11 protein-coding genes are annotated in these 18,629 nt (G+C 62.5%); 6 read left to right on the top strand and 5 right to left on the bottom strand.

Going from position 1 to position 18,629, the window contains the following annotated elements:
• The gene (locus J7347_RS02300) at positions 1-351 is read right to left on the bottom strand and encodes a hypothetical protein (RefSeq protein ID WP_209160673.1); all 351 of its coding nucleotides are present in this window, start codon (positions 349-351) and stop codon (positions 1-3) included.
• Positions 352-606: 255 nt separating this feature from the next.
• On the bottom strand, positions 607-1,194 hold the full coding sequence (locus tag J7347_RS02295; protein ID WP_209160672.1) for a TetR/AcrR family transcriptional regulator: 588 nt from the start codon (positions 1,192-1,194) through the stop codon (positions 607-609).
• Between the two features lie 102 nt (positions 1,195-1,296).
• Between J7347_RS02295 and J7347_RS02290 the strand changes: the two genes are divergently transcribed.
• Positions 1,297-4,239 (top strand): DUF2339 domain-containing protein, encoded by a 2,943-nt coding sequence (locus J7347_RS02290; protein ID WP_209160671.1) that lies wholly within the window; start codon positions 1,297-1,299, stop codon positions 4,237-4,239.
• Positions 4,240-4,396: 157 nt separating this feature from the next.
• Here J7347_RS02290 and J7347_RS02285 read toward each other — a convergent pair whose 3' ends face one another.
• Entirely contained in the window at positions 4,397-7,282 is a 2,886-nt protein-coding gene (locus J7347_RS02285) for an insulinase family protein (protein WP_209160670.1), read from the bottom strand.
• Positions 7,283-7,553: 271 nt separating this feature from the next.
• On the opposite strand from J7347_RS02285, the gene J7347_RS02280 reads away from it, so the two are divergent.
• From J7347_RS02280 to J7347_RS02265, 4 genes are all read left to right on the top strand, one after another.
• Positions 7,554-9,497: a winged helix-turn-helix domain-containing protein gene (locus tag J7347_RS02280; protein ID WP_209160669.1), complete on the top strand. Its 1,944-nt coding sequence runs from the start codon at positions 7,554-7,556 to the stop codon at positions 9,495-9,497.
• 59 nt (positions 9,498-9,556) lie between these two features.
• The gene (locus J7347_RS02275) at positions 9,557-9,823 is read left to right on the top strand and encodes an isochorismatase family protein (RefSeq protein WP_348521538.1); all 267 of its coding nucleotides are present in this window, start codon (positions 9,557-9,559) and stop codon (positions 9,821-9,823) included.
• Positions 9,824-9,989: 166 nt separating this feature from the next.
• Positions 9,990-11,840 (top strand): ABC-F family ATP-binding cassette domain-containing protein, encoded by a 1,851-nt coding sequence (locus J7347_RS02270; RefSeq protein ID WP_209160667.1) that lies wholly within the window; start codon positions 9,990-9,992, stop codon positions 11,838-11,840.
• 196 nt (positions 11,841-12,036) lie between these two features.
• The gene (locus J7347_RS02265) at positions 12,037-12,579 is read left to right on the top strand and encodes a pseudouridine synthase (RefSeq protein ID WP_209160666.1); all 543 of its coding nucleotides are present in this window, start codon (positions 12,037-12,039) and stop codon (positions 12,577-12,579) included.
• A gap of 12 nt (positions 12,580-12,591) precedes the next feature.
• On the opposite strand, the gene J7347_RS02260 is transcribed toward J7347_RS02265, so the two are convergent.
• Complete coding sequence (locus J7347_RS02260; RefSeq protein WP_209160665.1) at positions 12,592-13,740, bottom strand: cupin domain-containing protein; 1,149 nt, start codon at positions 13,738-13,740, stop codon at positions 12,592-12,594.
• Positions 13,741-13,891: 151 nt separating this feature from the next.
• On the opposite strand from J7347_RS02260, the gene asd reads away from it, so the two are divergent.
• On the top strand, positions 13,892-14,743 hold the full coding sequence (gene asd / locus J7347_RS02255; protein WP_209160664.1) for an archaetidylserine decarboxylase: 852 nt from the start codon (positions 13,892-13,894) through the stop codon (positions 14,741-14,743).
• 12 nt (positions 14,744-14,755) lie between these two features.
• Here asd and J7347_RS02250 read toward each other — a convergent pair whose 3' ends face one another.
• Positions 14,756-18,349, bottom strand: a complete 3,594-nt coding sequence (locus J7347_RS02250) for a CHASE domain-containing protein (protein ID WP_209160663.1) — start codon at positions 18,347-18,349, stop codon at positions 14,756-14,758.
• Between the last annotated feature and the right edge of the window lie 280 nt (positions 18,350-18,629).

The raw sequence follows: 18,629 nt of genomic DNA, 5'->3' as shown, positions 1-18,629 counted from the left end.
TTACTTGAAGATCGAAAATTGTTCGGTTTTGATCCATAAATCTGGATTGGGCCAAACACCTTTGCCATGCCTAGCTGCTTCGAATAATTCTTCGTCTTCGATCATTTCATCATCTAAACGTAGTTCGACACTAATTCCATTCAGTTTTGATCGCATCGAAACCTCAACTATGCCATCACCGCTGAGCGTCAACCATGGCTCGTCGAAGCTACGTTTGAATGAAAGCCAAGAACCGATTGATTGAGCGACTTCACCATTTATTAGCAAGCGCTCTTGTGCCCATCCAAACCAACTAAACGCATTATCTACAAAAATCTCTGTGTTTGCGAGTTGATAACGCCGCACTGCCATGAAGTTTCATTCGCGAACTTCCGCAAACCTCGATCGCAGACGCAACATCCTGTCCATCAAATTACGGCAAGACAAGCTGTCCGCTTTCCACCCCAAAGGCGGTCACTAAGGGTCCGCTCGGGCAGTCCCGAAATCGGATATCGCCGCAGGCTCGCGGTTTCGACCGCTTTCAAGTTCGTCTAGCGAAGGTCGGAATGACCGACGTCGGGGCGATTCCGGACATCGCTTCGCCCTTACGGTAGATCGGTAGCTATTTTAGCCGCGTTGCGCCGCGATACACTCGCGCACCCTGGCGAGCGCGTTGCCGACCGGGTCGGGCTCGTCGAGAAGTGCGAAAGTTCCGCTGACGACGTAGCTGCAATGGCCATGCACCGTGGCGATCAGCGAGCGGGCGAAGCGATCGGCGCCAGGCATGTCGGGATCTGGCAACGCAGCGCGCACTTCGTTTTCCACGATAGCCGTCAGCACTGCCCGCTCGTCTTGGTCGTGCTCGCTCAGCTCCTCGCCCAGCCGGTGATCGTAGATCGCCGACCACAGGTTCGGATGGGCCAGGGCGAAATCGAAATAGCCTTCGACCAGCGCCTTGATCCGGTCGTCAGGCGCCCCTTCGAGGCGAGCGCGCAAATGGTCTGCCCAAAGCGAGAAGGTGTGCGAGTTGATCGCTGCAATCAATTGGTCGAGCGAGCCGAAGACGTTGTAGATCGTGCCGACCGAATATCCGGCGCGCTTGGCGGCTTCGCGACCCGAGAACTTTGCCAGCCCCTGCTCGGCCATAAGTGCAGACCCGTGCGCAATCAGCAATGCGCGCAGCTCATCACGCGTATGATCCGAACGGCGTCCCATCAGCGCCTCCTACCACGTAATTGAACGCTGTCTAATTTTTTAATTGAACAGTGTTCATTTGTCGGATACCCACCTTTGAACCAAGGTCGAGAGGATGGTGCGATGGAGTTCCTGCTGCTTCTGACGATTGCCGGCGCGGTGGCCTGGCTGTGGAACCGCATCGTCACACTCGAACGCCGGGTCGTCGAGCTCGAAGGCCTTGCGCGTGTTTATACCCCCGAACGGCAGGCAGCGGCCGAAAAACGGCCGGAATCGCGCCGTGCGCCATTCGAAGCGGAGGAGGCTGCTCCACCGCTTTCGCCTCTTGCGTCCCCCCTGCCGAAATCTGGCCCGGCACCCGAGCCGGTTCAGGCCGAACCAGCGGATGAACACTTTGAAGAACCCTTCGAAGAGGGAGGCCATCGGTGGCGCACCACCTTGGACTTCGAGGAAATATTCGGTCGGCTCCTGCCGATCTGGGGCGGTGGGATCGCGCTTGCCATCGCGGGATTCTTCCTCGTGCGCTGGTCGATCGAGATGGGCCTGCTCAACGAATATGTGCGGGTCGGCCTAGGCTTCCTTTTCGGTTCGGCGCTGCTCGCTGCGGCCGAACTGGCCTATCGCTTCGAAAACAGAATCGGTGACGAGCGCGTGCGCCAGGCGCTGGCTGGGGCCGGCCTCGCTACGCTCTACGCCAGTTTCTATCTTGCCGGCACGTATTATGGACTGATCGGCCCGGCGCTGGCCTTTGCCGGCCTCGCGGGTGTGACCGCGATCGCCGTGCTGCTCTCCTTCCGCTTCGGCCTACCAAGCGCCGTGCTTGGTTTGGTTGGCGGCTTCGCCGCACCTGCTCTTGCCGGCAGCACGGATCCCGACCTGCCGCTGCTGGCGACCTACCTCGCGCTGGTCACTGGCGGCTTGACGGTCACCGGGCAGCGCCAGAGCCGCCCCTGGCTTGGTCTTGCCGCACTGGCATTCGGCCTCGGCTGGGGCGCGCTCATGCTCGTCTCCGGGCCGCTCGACGATGCCTCGGTGCTGGCCGTCGGTGGATACCTGGTGGTGATCGGCGCATTACTCCCGTCGATGATGGGCGTGGGGCTGTTTGGACAGATCGGTCGCATCGCAGCCGCGGGTCTCGCCACTTTGCAGATTGCCGCGCTGGTGGACCAATCGGGATACAGCCTCCTGGCTTGGGGCTGTTATCTGCTGCTGGGTGCCGCCATCGCGGTGCTCGGCATGAAGTGGGAACGCCTGCGCGAAGCAGGAGCCATGGCAGCCGCACTTAGCGCCTGCCTGCTGGCTGCCTGGCCTGACCCGGCACACACATGGTTCGCCGCCATTGCCGCCGCGACGGTGCTGCTCTTCGCCGCAATTCCCCTGTTGCACGTCTGGCAGGGTAAAGCCCGGCCTGTCGATTGGGAGCAGCTTGCCCTTTTCCCGATCGCGCTGATCGTCGCTTCCTGCATCCAATTCGGTGTCGAGGTGGTTTACGACCAGGACGGCCTGCTGGCCCTGGCGGCAGCGGCGCTGGCGCTCTTGCCTGCGCTGGCCGCGTGGAACGCCTGGCCTCCGCGCGACGAGCATATCGCACAAGGACCGGCTGGCGCGCTCGCCTCTGCGTTCGTGCTGTCCATGCTCGGTGGATTGCTGGCCGTGCTCCAAACCGGTGCGCCCCTGGTCACTGCGGTGCTCGCCGTTCCTGCCTTCCTTCTATTGCGCGAACGGTCTGCAGAGCCTGTCGCACGCATTCTGCAATGGGCCGTTGCGCTGTCGGGACTGACATTGCTCGCAGTGACCAGTCCCTATCAAGAAATAAGCTCATTCCTCGGTGCCGGTGACGTCGCGCCCGTTTGGTTCTCGTCCCTGCGTTGGCTCGCCGCCCTGCTTCCTTTCGGTCTGCTGCTGAACGTGGAGACAGACAAGCACCCGCGGCGTGTCGCACAGTTCTTCTCCGCTGTGCTGGGTTATGGCGCGATGGCGATGCTATTCTCTGGAGAATGGATGGCACTTGCTATTGCCGCCGCCGTGCTCGGCTTTGCCTGGCGCATGGGGCATTTCGGCACCCTGCTCACCACGCTCCTGTTCATTGGCGCGTGCTGGGCCGCCGAGCCGCTGCTGATGTGGAGCGTGGCGGGTGTCGAAGCACTTTTGGGCGATCCCTTCTTGCTGGCCGACTTGCCCCCGCTGCCCGATACGCTCCGCTACGTTGCGCCGCTTGTCATCGCGCTGGCTGGAGCGATGCTGCTCAGCGGCAAGGTGTTCGCGACCTATCGCAAGACCGGCTTTGCGATTGCTTTCGCGCTTGTTGCAATGGTGGTGCACACCGCTTTCAAGGAGGTATTTGCCATCGGCGATCTCGCTCGCTTTGCCGAGCTGGGATTGTCCGAACGCACTGCCTGGCAGGCTCTCCTTGCGCTGGCCGCGATCGGTATCGCGGCCGCGCCCCAATTGTTTGCTCAGCAAGTCACGTTGGCGCGCGGCTTCGCTGTAGCCGCCCTGGCGCATTTTGGGATCTTCACACTCCTCCTTCACAATCCGCTTTGGGCCGAGCAGGCCGTGGGCGATTGGCCGATCGCGAACCTGCTGCTCCCATCCTACGGCATCGCTATCGGGTTAACCCTATGGCTGCGCGGCCAACTTGTTGGAAATCAGCTGAATTTGCGACCGATATTCGACGGAACGGCGATGGTGCTGATCGCCCTCTTGGCTCTGTCCGAATTGCGCCATGTCTTCGCCGGGACGGTCCTGATCGACCCTCCGGTGGTACCGCAGGAGGACCTGCTACGCTCGATCCTCGCCATCGCGATCGCGCTGGGGTTTCTCGGCTGGGGCGCCTGGGCCAAGCAGCGCAGCTGGCGCATCGGCTCGCTCGTTTTGATGCTCGGCGCGGTGTCGAAAGTGTTCTTCCTCGATGCCGACGGGCTTGAAGGACTGGCGCGTATCGCCTCCTTCTTTGCGCTGGGCATATGTCTCATCGGCATTGGCTGGTTCTATACCAGGCAGTTGATCGTGGCTGAGGGCGCAGATGCTGGTGATCAAGCCGTCCGGACTCCGCCTGCCGCGTGACCGTTGGTCGCCGAGGCAGGCGGAGCGGTGGAGGCAGTCGGGCGGCCGGTCCGCCAATTACATCCTTTTTTCTTCAACTCACCGATGCGTATTCCAAACAGTCTCGGCGGGGGCAAATATCTCGTTAGCGCCCCCGCCTGGACTGCATCCTTGAACCCTAGTTTGCACCGGTTTCCGGGATGACCCGGATCTCGACGCCGGGATTGTCCGCAAGATACTTCTGCGCTGCGGACCGGATGTCTGCCGGAGTGATCGATTCCAGTACGGCCAAGCGATTGCGCCTGCGATCCAACACCTCCCCATCGCTCTGGGCCATTGCAACCAGCCCCAGCCAATCGGAATTTTGGGTGGAAGCCCGCTCATAGTGCTCACGGATCGGGTTGCGGGCGCGTTCGAGAAGGTCGTTCGACACGACCGCACTGCTCAGTTCGCTGGCAATCGACCGAATAACCCTTGCGGTATCGTCCATCGACTGGATCGGTACGGTAGCAAAAGCGGTAAGATGACCGAAACCGTCGAATGTGCGCTGCGCGTAGCTGAAGGCTTCGGGCGAATAGGTCGCACCCTGTTCCTCGCGCAGCGTTTCCGTCAGCCGCAAACCCATCGTCGCAGCGAGGAGGTCGCGCGCGATATCATCGTGCAAGTCCGCCGCGTCATCGGTTTGCCAACTCACGGCAAGTGCGCCCTGATCGGCTGCGCCTTTATGCGTCAGGATCTTCGGCGATCGGTCCGCAACAAATGTAAGCGGCATCATGCCGGCCGTCTGTTCCGAACGCACTTCGCGCGCAGGGAGCGTGCCGAGCGTGCTCGCCACCGCCGCGATCGCCGCATCCTCATCGAAATCGCCCACCAGCCCGAGTGACACCGGCCCTTCGCTCAACTGCGATGCCACAGCGGCTTGCAGATCGCCGAGAGCGATATCTGCGAGACGCGATGCGTCGGGCATGCCAAGCCGAGTGTCACCTCCGCTCAGGACAGCGTTCATCGCGTTGACGAATACCTGCACGGGCGAGGAGGTGATATTCTCGACAAGCACCGGCGCTACGCCTGCCCATTGTGCCTGCGTTTCGGCGCGAAACGCGGTCGCCGTCAGACGAGCGGCCAGCAGATCGAGTTGCAGCTTGAGATCGTCGGGCGTGGTCTCGCCGGACGCGACGAGCGCGCCATTGGAGGGTGTGAGGCCCAACGACACGGCCCGGCCGGCAAGCACGCGCCGCAATTCGTCGGGATCGTGTGCTTCCAGTCCATCGACCTGCATCGCGATGGGCAACATCTCCTTCAGACCAGGCTGGTCGGAGGGAAAAGCAGACAGGCCGCTTCCCACGCGCATGGAAAAATCGACCTTGTTCGGTTCGAATTCGGTCCGTTTGAGGTTGAGCTGGAGACCGTTTTCGAAGCGGATTGTGCGAATGCCGAGATCGTCGATCCGGTCGTCCGCAACCACCTTGCCGGGCGCTCCCCAATCGGAATAGGCGAATTCGACCGCTTCGGCTTCGACCGGCGCAGCAACCGCGATTTTCGAACTTTCGCTCAGCGCCGTCGCGATCGTCGCCGGACCGCCTTCAATCGGTGACTTGGTGGAGATGTGGATCACGCTGGGTCCGCCGGCCCATACTTCACTGAAAGCGGAGCTGACGGCTTGCGGCGTCAAGGTCGGCGCGATCGCGTTGTAGAGCGCAAGGTTCGTCTCAGGCGACGTCGGAATGCTGTTGGCCAGGCTGTCCCTGACGAGTGATTCCGCGATCCCGGCATTGGTGCGGCCGGAAGCCTGCGCCGCAGCATTGGCCAGAGCGGTTTCGATATTCGATTTGGCCTCGGCGATTTCGCTTGCGGTGAAGCCATATCGATCGGCCCGACGCAATTCCTGCTCTGCCAGCGCAAGCGTATCGCGCCATTGGCCATCTTTGGCGACGACCGTGAGGCCGAAGGACCGGGCGCTGCGGAACAGGGATTGCTCCGATGCCTGCCCGCCGAGGGTCGGCGCATCTGCCGACCGGGATAGGGCGCTGATCCGATTGGAGAGCGCAATCGATGCGATCAGTCGCAGGAATTGCGCGCGCGTGTCCGCAACGGTGTTTTGCGCGGGCTCCCACGCGCTCAGGCGTTTCAGTTCGATAACCTCGGGGATCGCCGGATCGACGAAATTCGCAATCGTCGGCTGCGTCTCATCGCGCACCGGACCGGCATAGGTTTCGCGAGCTTCGCCCTTGCCTTTCCAATCGCCGAAGAGCGCGCGGATCTTTTTCTCCATATCGTCGACATCAAAGTCACCGACCACCGCCAGAGTGGAGCGCTCGGGGCGATAATATCCTTCGTAGAAGGCGCGCAGCTCCTGCGCGGATATGGCGCGGATGCGTTCGACATCGGCGCTGATCCTCTCGCCGATCCGCGACCCCGGAAGCGCAGCCTCAAAATAGCTCGCAGAGCGGCGGCGCTGCGGGTTGTTGCGCACCTGTGCCTCGCTCAGAAGGATGCCGCGCTCGCGCTCCACCGCTTCGGGCGCGATCGTCATCTCGCCTGCCATTTCGCGAATGACCATCAGGCCGGTGTCGACAGTCGCCTCATCGGTATTCGGCAGGGCGAGCTTGTAGGTCGTGTAGTCCAGCGAAGTTTCCGCATTGGTATCCGCCCCGAAGGCCAAGCCGAGACGCTCGAGCATCGGCAGCAGCTTTCCTTCGGGAATGTTGGTCGTGCCGTTGAAGGCCATGTGCTCGATAAAGTGAGCTGCACCGTTTTCCGCGTCGGTTTCATCGCGGTTGCCGACATTCACCGTGAAGCGGATTGCCGCTTCGCCTGAAGGGTTTGCATTTCGCTTCAGGGCATAGCGCATACCATTGGCGAGGACTCCGAACCGAATGCTGGCATCGGCCTCGATCTCCTGGCCGACAATGCCCCAGGCAGCGCTTTGCGCGGACCGGCTGGCTGACGCGCCTTCTTGCCGATGCGTCGACTGCGCCCATGCTGGAGAGAGTGCCGTCGAGGCGAGCCCGAGCGCCAGGGCGGTGGTGGATACGGAGCGAAATGTCTTTAGAAGGTGGTTCATGATCGTAGTCCTCTGCCGGAATTCATGCGTCAGGCGCGGCGCTGTCACCGATGGGAAAGCTCCCATTTTGGTCTTCAGCGCCGCTGACGTTCCCACTGGTTAGCCAGCAAGGCGCAGGACATCTTGAGCGAACGCTGGAAATTCGCGACCCCAGAATGTTTCCATAATCGGTCGCGCAATTCTGCGGGTTTCGCTGGTTTCCAGCATTGCCGATGAGTATACATAGCGATGCAGGTCGGGCGCTGTTACGACCGGTGAAGGGTCAATCACGATGGCAACCGAAGAAACGAAGCAGGCTGTGGCGTTCGGGGACTATGTCCTCGATCCTGCGGACGAGCGGTTGATCGGGCCGACCGGTCCTGTCCACATCGGTCACAAAGCTTTTCGTGTGCTGCAGGAGCTTTCAGCCCGTCGCGGCCTTCTGACGACCAAGGAAGCACTTCTCGATAAGGTCTGGGACGGCGCAGCCGTATCGGAATCCGCGCTTACCAGTGTCGTGAAGGAATTGCGCAGGGCTCTGGGCGACACGGCGCGCAATTCGAGCTTCATCGAGAGTGTCTACGGCCGCGGATATCGCTTCCTGCCCGAAGTCTCGCTTACGGATAGCGTGCCCGCAATACAGGCCGCCGAGGATCTCTCCGATACAGCTGCTGGCAGCGACGGTAAGAGCGGAAAGGAAGTCACCGCCAAGTCGCCGACCGGGGGTTTCTTCACGCGTTTGGTGAAGCCTTGGAAGATCGTGGCCGGGGCCGTTTCGACCGCGGCGGGAGTGGTGGCCCTGACTTCGTTTTTCTTAAATCTCGACAGCACGCCGGCGATGGCGACCGAAGCCACCGTCCGCCTCACTGACTTCAGCGCCCAGTCACCCGAAATGCCGAGTGGCGTCATTCCCTCGATCCGCGACGAGATCAGTGCCGCTTTCAGCGAGGACTATCAGAGCAAGGTTGCCTTGATCGTTGCGGACGAGGCGCAGGATAGCGACCATCCCGGTTTCTTCGTGACAGGCGGCGTGCGTCGCCAAGGTGACGATCTGATCGCAATCGTTCGCCTGCAGGATGAAAACTCGCAAAAAGTAATCTGGTCGCACACTTTCACCCATCCGGTCGATGACGCGGCAAGGCTACCGCGTCGCGTCGCGATCAGCACCGCGCTTCTCGTTCGATGCACCTTGGGAGCAACCGGCGCCGCCAGCCTGCCCACTGATGCCTTGGAAGCCTGGGCTTCGGTTTGTTCGAACGGCGGACTGATCGAGCGAGACTTCGACCGTGCTCTTCTGGAATTGCAGCGCGTCACCACTCTGGCGCCAGACTTTGCCGAAGGCTGGACGGTTCTTGGAAGCTTCAAACGGGCCGAGGCTTACGCCAATCCCGATGAATTCGATGCTCTCATAGCCGAGGCGAAGAGGCTCAACGAAAAGGCGCTTACGCTCGATCCGGACAACGGGACGGCCCTGCTCAAAGCGGCGGATCTCCTCGATCCCGACGAGCTTGTCGGACGCGAGCGACAGATTCGCAAGGCCGTTGCCGCGCGTCCGCTCGATTGCATGTGCGAAGAACTTTCGCTGGGTTCCTTTCTTCTGCTGCATGGACGGGTGGACGAGGCCCAAAAGCACCTGAAAAGAGCCACTGCAGCGGGCCCGATTTTTCCATCGGCCTTCAGCATGTCCGGTTACTACAATGCGCTGAAGGGCAATCGCGCCGCCGTGGAAGCCGATCTCCAGACCTTGCGCGACCTGCGGACGGGAGACGAAGACAGCACGGCTGGTCAGCGCCTGATGATCTCGACACTTGCCGGGGAGTATGCGCGCGCGGCGGACCTGATCGCTGCATCGGAAAAGGCGAGAGATCGACCTTTGGCACAGGCATGGCTCGCCGGTTACAAAGCCATGCTTGACGGTAGCCAAACAGACCGCGCGAAAGCCGCACAAAGAATCGTCGAAGCATCGGCTGGACCCGATACTTATCACGACATCTCGGTCATCCTGTTGGAACGCTTGGGCGCCCCGGATGCGGCGCTGGCCCTGATCAAGAGTGTCGCGTCGACATCGACTTCACGCGCGCGCGCAGGCATGGCCTTCGTTTCCAACCGAACCCGCGCCCTTCCGGGATATGAACCATTGGCTCGGAAATTGGGACTGGTCTCCTATTGGCAGGAAACAAAGCCTCCAGACTTTTGCGACGAGGCCAATGCCCCTGCCCTTTGCGCGAAGATTTAGATGAAGCTTTTGGTTGCAGCAGATGAGGAGCGGGCCATCCCTGGCCTGAACCACACGCCGTGATTTCCGCCATGCGCGACGGCTACGAAGTCTATTTCGTTTCCGACGCCTCGGGCGGTCTCAGCCCGGAAGCCCACGAGCGGGCGTGCCAGCGCATGATCCAGGCGGGCGCGATATTGATGAGCTGGTTCGCAGTCGCTGCGGAATGGACGCCCGACAACACCGCACCTGAATACCAGAACATGTACCCGATCACACTTGCGCACGGAGGCGGTGTCGGCTGGGCTGTCGAATACATTCTCGCCAATTTGCCTAAATCCGAGTGAGGGCCGATTGGCGGCGAGGACGCAAGGCAAGTGAGAGGCACGCCTCATAGGAAATCTCCCCGGCCTTGTGATATGCCAGCGATCGCCTTCAGGACTTCGGCCGATCAGCCAGCCGACTGCTTACCTGTTGGGGTCTTCGACGCTCCCTGCTAGGGGCCGCGCCCACATGATCAAGATCGACAATCTCACCGTCCGCCTCGGCGGCCGCCCCATTCTGCAGGACGCGTCTGCTGCGATCCCGAGCGGGAGCCGGATCGGGCTGATCGGTCGCAACGGGGCCGGAAAATCGACGCTGATGAAGGCGTTGATCGGCGAGATCGAGCCGGACAACGGCTCGATCGAAATGCCGCGGCGCGCGCGCGTCGGGTATATCGCGCAGGAAGCGCCGAGCGGATCGACCACCCCGTTCGAGGCGGTTCTGGCCGGGGATACGGAGCGTGCCAGCCTGCTCGAAGAAGCGGAAACCTGCAGCGACATGGATCGGCTGGGCGACGTCCACGACCGGCTGCTGGCGATCGATGCCTACGCGGCCCCATCGCGCGCCGCGATCATCCTGACCGGTCTGGGGTTCGACGAAGAGATGCAGGCGCGTCCGATCGATACGTTCTCGGGCGGCTGGAAGATGCGCGTGGCGCTGGGTGCCCTGCTGCTGTCCAATCCCGACATCCTGTTTCTGGACGAACCTTCGAACCACCTCGATCTGGAAGCCACGCTCTGGCTGGAAAGCTTCCTCAAGGCGTATCAGGGCACGCTGGTCATCATCAGCCACGAACGCGACCTGCTGAATAAGGTGGTCACTGCGATTCTGCATCTGCAGGACGGCAGACTGACAGTCTATCCCGGCGGCTACGACGCGTTCGAGAAGCAGCGCGCCGAACGCGCCGCGCAGCTGGCGGCGGCAAAGGCCTCGCAGGATGCCCAGCGCGCACGGCTGGAGGACTATGTCGCGCGCAACAGCGCCCGCGCCTCCACTGCCAAGCAGGCTCAGTCGCGCGCCAAGATGCTGGCCAAGATGCAGCCCATCGCGGCGCTGATGGAAGATCCGAGCCTCAGCTTCGACTTCCCAAGCCCCGACGAAATGCGCCCTCCCCTCATCACGCTCAATCTTGCGGCGGTGGGGTATGACGAGAAACCCATTCTCCAGCGGCTGAACCTGCGGATCGACCCGGATGACCGGATCGCGCTGCTGGGGCGCAACGGCAACGGCAAGACCACGCTTGCTCGGCTTCTGGCCGGACAACTCGCGCCGATGGACGGGGAGATGAACGTCTCGGGCCGGATGCGGGTGGGCTATTTCACGCAGTACCAGGTCGAGGAATTGTCCTCCGATGGCACTCCGCTCGATCACATGACCCGCGCGATGGACGGCGCTTCCCCCGGAGCGGTTCGTGCGCAACTCGGGCGGTTCGGGTTCTCCGGCCACCGCGCGACGGCCAAAATCGCCACGCTTTCGGGTGGCGAGCGCGCGCGTCTGGCGCTGGCTCTTATCACACGCGACGCGCCGCATCTTCTCATCCTCGACGAGCCGACCAACCACCTCGACGTGGATGCGCGCGAGGCGCTGGTGCAGGCGCTGAACGATTTCGACGGCGCCGTCATCCTGATCAGCCACGATCGGCACATGGTCGAACTAACCGCCGATCGGCTGGTGCTCGTCGATGACGGGCTGGCCAAGGATTACGCCGGGAGCATGGAGGATTATATCGACTTCGTGCTTGGCCGGAACCAGCCCAAGGAGCCGGGCAGCGCGAAGCCGAAGAAGGACAAGCGCGGCTCCGCCAAGGATCGAGAGGCCCTGCGCCTTGCCCGCAGCAATGCGAGCGCATCGGAAAAGGAAGTGACGCGGCTTCAGGACAGACTCGCAAAGCTCGACCGGGCGCTGGCCGATCCTGATGGCCCTTCCGGCACATCGCCTGCCGATCTGATGCGCGATCGGGCCAAAGTCGCTGAGAAGCTCGAAGAGGCCGAACTTCAATGGCTCGACGCGCAGGAAAGCCTCGAAAAGGCCGGGGCCTGATCGCAATGCGAACCCGGCTCAGCGTGTGCCCGCGCAAAAGGCGGTTCGGCAGCGAAAGAGAGGCGCTGACCGCGGCGATCGAAGCGCCGCTGGACCTGCGCTATTATCGCTGCGATCGCTGCCGCGCATTCCACCTTACGAGCCGCCGCAAGGGCAAACGCTTGCTTCGCCCGCCTCCGGCAGAAGGCCTCGCCCCATGAGCGGCATCATCCTGTTCAACAAGCCTTACGGCGTACTCTCGCAATTCACCGACGAGCGTCAGGGCACCCCTCGTCCCACGCTGGCCGATTTCATCGACGCACCGGGCTTTTATCCTGCAGGTCGGCTGGATTTCGACAGCGAGGGATTGATGGTGCTGTGCGACGATGGGCGCACACAGGCGCGCATCGCCGATCCGCGCTTCAAGCTTCCCAAGACCTATCTTGCGCAGGTCGAAGGCGAGCCCGACGAGATGGCGCTGGAGGCTTTGCGCAAGGGCGTGAAGCTGAAGGAAGGGCTCACGCGGCCGGCCATGGCGGACTCCATCGCCGATCCGGCCCTCTGGCCGCGCGATCCGCCCATTCGCGTGCGCAAGACCATACCCGACAGCTGGCTGCGCCTGACCATCACGGAAGGCCGCAACCGGCAGGTCCGGCGCATGACAGCGGCGGTCGGCCATCCCACGCTCAGGCTGGTCCGCTGGTCGGTGGGAGAATGGACGCTGGACGCATTGGCCCCCGGAGCATGGCGGCGGGTCTGATCGTGCCGCCGGTCAGTCGACATTATCCGGGGCGAGACAGCCGCGATTGACCAGATCGACGATCAGCTCGGCCACTTGCGGATCGGCCATCGTCTCCTCTGCCAGACAGAATCGCGTTTCCGCACAGAGCCGTTCCGCAACTCTCGCAGCGACACCCTGACACAGGCAGCCGCGGCCATCGACGAACAGCATCACGGCATCGTCGCTCTGGCGAATAAACGAAAACCGGCTTGCCGGATTGCGCTGGAACGCAGTGTCGCTCTGTACGAGATCGCCGACGGAAACCGGCTCCTCTGGCGACCAGTCGATCCGCTCGTCCTTGGGCGTCGTGACATAGGCGCCGATCCATGCCGCAAATGCGTCCCTGTCCGCCATCGCGCTGACCACCATGTCGTGCAGCCGCCCGACCGCTTCCGGTGAAATCTCGCCCGGATTGGCATCGGCGGCGAGCGCGGCATCGGTATACCGGTCGTCCTCCTGCAGCGTATCGAGCACGTGATCCGCGAAAGCCGACACCAGATCGCCGCGCGAGGGGGCGCGAAAACCGATCGAATAGGTCATGCAATCGTCGCCGACCGCCACCCCATCATGCGCGAAGCCCGGCGGCACGTAGAGAATATCGCCGGGATCGAGCACCCATTCCTCCTCCGGTTCGAAGTCCGCAAGCAGCCGCAGCCCGTCATGCGGCAGCAAAGGCGCGCTGTCGTCGCACCGTTTGCCGACACGCCAGCGCCGTCGGCCCAGCCCCTGGACGAGGAACACATCGTATTGATCGAAATGCGGCCCCACCCCGCCGCCATCCGAAGCATAGCTCACCATGACGTCGTCGATCCGCCAATCGGGAATGAAGCGGAACGGTTCGATCAGTTCGGCCACCTGGGGCACGTGATGGTCGACAGCCTGGACGAGCAGCGTCCAGGGACAATCGCCCAATCGGGCGAAGCGGTCCGGCGCGAGGGGGCCCTCTTCCAATTCCCATCGACCAGGCGCGGAATGCCGTACGAGGCGGGATTCGACCTCCGCCTCGCATGCGAGACCCGCCAGCTCGTCCGGTTCGAGCGGGTTGGACCAATCGGTCCAAGCCTCTCGGATAAGCAGCGGGCGCCCTTGCCAGGTCTCGTCGAGGAAACGCTGCGGATCGAAAGCAAGGGGGGATTCCATTTCAGGCGCGCTAGCACGGCCTGATTTCCAGGTCACTCCGGCGAAATGGCAGCGCGCGACTTTCCCCCGTCGAGACGGTGTGTCAATTGCCGCGCAGCCAGCCGCAGCAGACGCTTCGGCACATCATTCCGGGTTTTGCGTTGAACAGTCCATGCGTGATCGTCTTTTCATCCTGTCCCAGCATCTCCTTCCCAAACAATGGCTGACCCGGCTTGCGGGGCGCGTTGCGAATGCGCGGCGCGGTCGGTCGACGACTGCGCTGATCCGCTGGTTCGTCGCCCGATACGGCGTGGATATGAGCGAAGCCGAGAATCCCGATCTCGCGAGCTATCAATCCTTCAACGACTTCTTCACGCGCCCCCTTAAGTCCGGCGCCCGCCCCCTGGCCGATGCGGCTTTCGTGTCGCCGGTCGATGGCGCGATCAGCCGGTTGGGCGATATCGAGGATCACCAAATCCTTCAGGCGAAGGGCCATCATTTCACGACCACCCAGCTGATCGGCGGCGACGCAGAACTGGCCGAGTGCTTTCGACATGGGCGCTTCGCCAATCTATACCTCTCTCCGCGCGATTATCATCGCATCCACATGCCGTGCTCCGGCCGGTTGGAACGGATGATCTACGTGCCGGGATCGCTGTTTTCCGTAAATCCGGTGACGGCACGCGGCGTCCCCGGATTGTTCGCGCGCAATGAACGGACCGTGTGCGTATTTCGCTCCGAAACGCATGGGCGGTTTGTGATGGTCCTGGTGGGGGCCACGATCGTCGGCAGCATGGAGACAGTGTGGCACGGCGTCATCAACCCGAAACGGACGGGCAAGGTCGCGCAATGGGATTACGCGGATCGCGAGATCGTCCTCGATCAGGGCGAGGAAATGGGGCGGTTCCGCCTTGGTTCGACCGTCATCATGCTATTCGAAAAGGACACGATCGCGTTCAATCGGGACTGGAAGCCGGAATGCGGCGTTCGGCTGGGCGAAAAGATGGGTGAGAGTATTACCTAACGGCGTTTCCTGTCAGGCCGCCAGTGCCGCACTTTCGCGTTCAATCTTTTCGGCGATGATATCGATCATCGCGCGCATTTCTGGTTCCTGCTTGCAGGCCAACAAGGCCTTTTCCGTTTCGAGGCATTGTCTGCCGAGTTCTTCCGCGCCGAAATGCGCAGCGGTTCCGGCAATCTGGTGCAGCAGACCGCCGATTTCGGCGCGTGCGGCATCATCGATCGTTTCGTCGTCGCGCGCCGCAGCGATCGCTTTCAGGGTCATGGTCAGGCGATCCGCAAACATCTTGCGCAGTCGCGGACTGGTATTTTCTGTTTTGGCTGCGGCGGGCGGCTGGCCGCCCCCTCCTTGCGATGCCCCTGTCCATTGGCCGATCGCTTTCATCAGATCCTTCATCCGCAGCGGCTTCGCCAGATGGCCCTGCATTCCGGCGGCGCGGCATTGGCGGATATCGTCGGCATAGGCGTTGGCGGTCACCGCAATAATCGGAAGCTTCCCCGGAGAGACGCCCGCCTCGCGGATCGCCGTCGTAGCGCCAATCCCGTCGAGTACCGGCATCTGCATATCCATCAGCACCAAGTCGAACGGCTCGCCCTTTTTCTCGGCCATTCGGACCATGGCAATCGCCTCGCGGCCGTTTTCGGCCAGCTCGCAGGTATGGCCGCCCTTTTCGACCATCGCGCGCGTCAGTTCTTGATTCACCGGATTGTCTTCCGCCACGAGAATCCTGAGCGCGGTGGACGCGGCAGGCTCAGCTTCGGGCTGCGCGGGGACTTCGGCGACGTCTGGCTGGTCCGCGTCGGCCACCGAGATCGGCAGGTCCAGAATGAAGGACGATCCCCTGCCGACCTCGCTTTCGGCGCGCAATTCCCCGCCCATGAGCCGCGCGAGCCGGGCGCTGATCGGCAGGCCCAGACCCGTCCCGCCGAAGCGGCGTGCGATCGTCTCGTCGGCCTGCGTGAATTTCTCGAACACGCTGTCCAGCCGGTCTGCGGGAATCCCGATACCCGTGTCGCGCACAGTGATCCGAAGCGACCGGCCCTCGCCGCTTTCGTCGGGCAGGACCGCCAGGCCCAAAGCCACTCCGCCCTGTTCGGTGAACTTCACTGCATTGCCGAGCAGGTTCAGCACAATCTGGCGAAGACGCATCTTGTCGATCACCACCCTTGGGGGAAGAAGCGGGTCGATATCGAGGTCGAGACTGATCCGCTTGGCTTGCGAAGCCGGTTCCATCAGCCGAAGGCAGCTGCGCATTGTGTGGCGTAGATCGGTCGGCTCGCCGTTAACGCTCATCTGGTTCGCTTCGATCTTGGCGAAATCGAGCAGATCGTTGAGCAGGCGCAGCATCGCATTGCCCGAATCCGCGACCATTCCCAGGCGGCGGCGCTGGGCCGGATCCTCCGCTTCGCTCAGAGCAAGTTCGGTAAAGCCGATGACCCCGTTCATCGGCGTGCGGATTTCGTGGCTCATATTGGCGAGGAAGCTGGTCTTCGCCTCGTCGGCGGCGCGGGCGCGATCACGCGCTTCTGTAAGGTGCCGGCGCATCTGAACCTCCTCGGTTCGATCGATAATCACGCCGAACAGGGTCTTGGCCGCAGGCTTCGGGACACCCGCTATCGCTGCAGAATTCCCCTCGCCCCCTGCATGTCCGATCACTTCGACGTGCCGGATGCTGTCGTCGGCCTTCACCAGTCGCGCGGCAAACCGAAAGCCCGATCCGTTCATGGAAGCATCGGCAATCGCCTGTTCCACGATCGGGCGGTCTTCGGGATGGTAAAGCTCGATCGCGTGGTCGAGCCCGGGCGGCGTCTCCCCTTCGATGCCGTGCAGGCGATAGACCTCGTCCGACCATTTCACGGTCCGTGTTTCAAGATCGACATGCCAGTGACCGACATGCGCCGTCGCCTCGGCAAGATTGAGCATGCGATTGCGTTCGGCCACTTCGGCGGTGGCCTCTTCCACCTTGCGGACCACCAGCGCCTCGCGCCGGGAAAAGGATATCAGCAGGACCCCGAGCAGGATCGTCATCATGACGCCCGCCAGCAGGACGACGAGCGGTTCGTTGGACGTGACACGCTCTTCGAAGGCGGGGAGCGAGCGCCAACGCAGCGTGATGGGCTCGTTCGCCATCTCGATCGTGCGTACGATTTCGAAGTGCGACGTGCGCGTCTCGTCTACATTGTTCGCATACATGAGATCGGCTTCGTCCGTGCCGCTTCCGAAGAAGACTTCGAGCGAGAAGTCGCTTCCCTGTCGCGGCGTAAGTTCGGCGAGAAAATCCGCCGCGATCAAAGGCGAATAGGACCAGCGCCGACCATATTCGGGATCGTCTTCCGCGATCGGACGCATCAGCAGAAAACCGACGCCGTGTCCTGAATCCTGTACCAGCGCGATCGGACGCGTGATGGTCGCTTCGCCGGTCGCTTCGGACAAGGCAATGGCTTCGCGCCGCCCTTCCTCAAAAGACAGATCGAGGCCGAGGGCGGCGAGATTGTCTTCCAGCGGTTCGATGCGATCGATGATGAAATGGTGTTCCCGTACCAGCTTGGGATGGACTTCGAACCGATTGCCGAATTCGCGCCCGAACTCGGCACGGAAATCATCCATCTTGTCGGCGCCGACATGGCGGAAGATGCCGAGGCCGCGCATGCCTGGATAGGACTGATCGAGATCGATACGGCTTACATAATCGTTCCATTCTGCCGGCGAAACATGGTCGCTCAGCGCCGCGAAGGCACCTGCGGCCTCTATCGCGCGCGAGTAATTTCCAAGACGGTAGGCAAGAGCCTGTTCCGTATCCGTCGCCAGAGCGGCAAAGCTCGCCTCGGACTGGACGTATTGATTTTCCGCAGCATGGCGCGTGGCGTAAAAGGTCAGGAGCAGCGTGGTGGTCAGACACGCGGCGATCAGCGCGCTCGGCCCGCGCAGCGGCGATCCACGCCACAGGATCCTGACCGGGGACAGGCGCGAAAAGAGCAGGATCGGAACGACGAAGGCGATGCCCAGCATATCGCCGAAAGCCCAAGTCGACCAGTTTTCTAACAGATTTTCCGGCCTGACAATTCCGGCCGCCCATAATGCTCCGACACCGATCGTGCCCGATATCAGGCAGGGGGTGACAAGGGCACCGATCAACGCCGACAGCTGGCGCACTTCGCGCGCGTCGATGTCCGGACAGAGGCGTCGCATCAGCGCACAGCCTGCCAGCGCCTGAAGGGCCGCACCGATGCCGACAGTCGCCGCGATCGCGAGCGGAATCATGGCCTCGCTTACCGTGCCGACGCCTTCGAACCCCTGCAGCATATTGATCGCTGCAGACCCCATCCAGACGCCGATCCACATGCGCGGACCGCGCAGCATCAGCGCCGCCAGCGCCACGCCGGATGCCGGCCAGACGAGCGTCGCATAACCGGGCGGCACGGCCAGCGAGAGCCCGATATACCCGGCCATGAAATAGCAGACGGCGAGCAGCATCGCATCGAGCAGCCAGCGAAGGCGAGCGATCGGTCCCAAGCCAAACCTGCGTTCCGCAAGTGCGTGCGGACGCACGCTTTCGAGCGCGACAGGGCCCGGTGCGTTTTCGTCCGGCACGAGTTCGGAATGGATCACATTAACCACCTAAGCACTTCGCAACACACCGGATCGAGTGATGGAAGGCCTACGTGGCGCAGGTAAAGATATCGCGAATGGGCAAAACCGCGCGCGATCGGGCACAGATCCCTGGAGTGCGAACGAATGGCGAGCAAAATAGAGCGCGCATTTCGGCGCGCGATCGGCTAAGGGGGCTGCAAGCTCGTGCGCCCGCAGGCGCTCGCTCCCCGCTCCCATCAGCGAATCACCGTCTCCGCTCCCGGCCGCAGCGCCGCGCGCGCCGCCTGAAAGTTCCTCC

Source organism: Erythrobacter sp. A6_0, assembly GCF_017744235.1.
Lineage (GTDB): Bacteria > Pseudomonadota > Alphaproteobacteria > Sphingomonadales > Sphingomonadaceae > Qipengyuania.
The sequence above is the reverse complement of the archived record's forward strand: the minus strand, read 5'-3'. Positions and strand labels throughout refer to the sequence as shown.

Bases quoted from the DNA above. Each gene is read 5' to 3' on its own strand.
- J7347_RS02300 (WP_209160673.1), bottom strand. From the start codon at position 351: ATGGCAGTGCGGCGTTATCAACTCGCAAACACAGAGATTTTTGTAGAT.
- J7347_RS02295 (WP_209160672.1), bottom strand. From the start codon at position 1,194: ATGGGACGCCGTTCGGATCATACGCGTGATGAGCTGCGCGCATTGCTG.
- J7347_RS02290 (WP_209160671.1), top strand. From the start codon at position 1,297: ATGGAGTTCCTGCTGCTTCTGACGATTGCCGGCGCGGTGGCCTGGCTG.
- J7347_RS02285 (WP_209160670.1), bottom strand. From the start codon at position 7,282: ATGAACCACCTTCTAAAGACATTTCGCTCCGTATCCACCACCGCCCTG.
- J7347_RS02280 (WP_209160669.1), top strand. From the start codon at position 7,554: ATGGCAACCGAAGAAACGAAGCAGGCTGTGGCGTTCGGGGACTATGTC.
- J7347_RS02270 (WP_209160667.1), top strand. From the start codon at position 9,990: ATGATCAAGATCGACAATCTCACCGTCCGCCTCGGCGGCCGCCCCATT.
- J7347_RS02265 (WP_209160666.1), top strand. From the start codon at position 12,037: ATGAGCGGCATCATCCTGTTCAACAAGCCTTACGGCGTACTCTCGCAA.
- J7347_RS02260 (WP_209160665.1), bottom strand. From the start codon at position 13,740: ATGGAATCCCCCCTTGCTTTCGATCCGCAGCGTTTCCTCGACGAGACC.
- asd (WP_209160664.1), top strand. From the start codon at position 13,892: ATGCGTGATCGTCTTTTCATCCTGTCCCAGCATCTCCTTCCCAAACAA.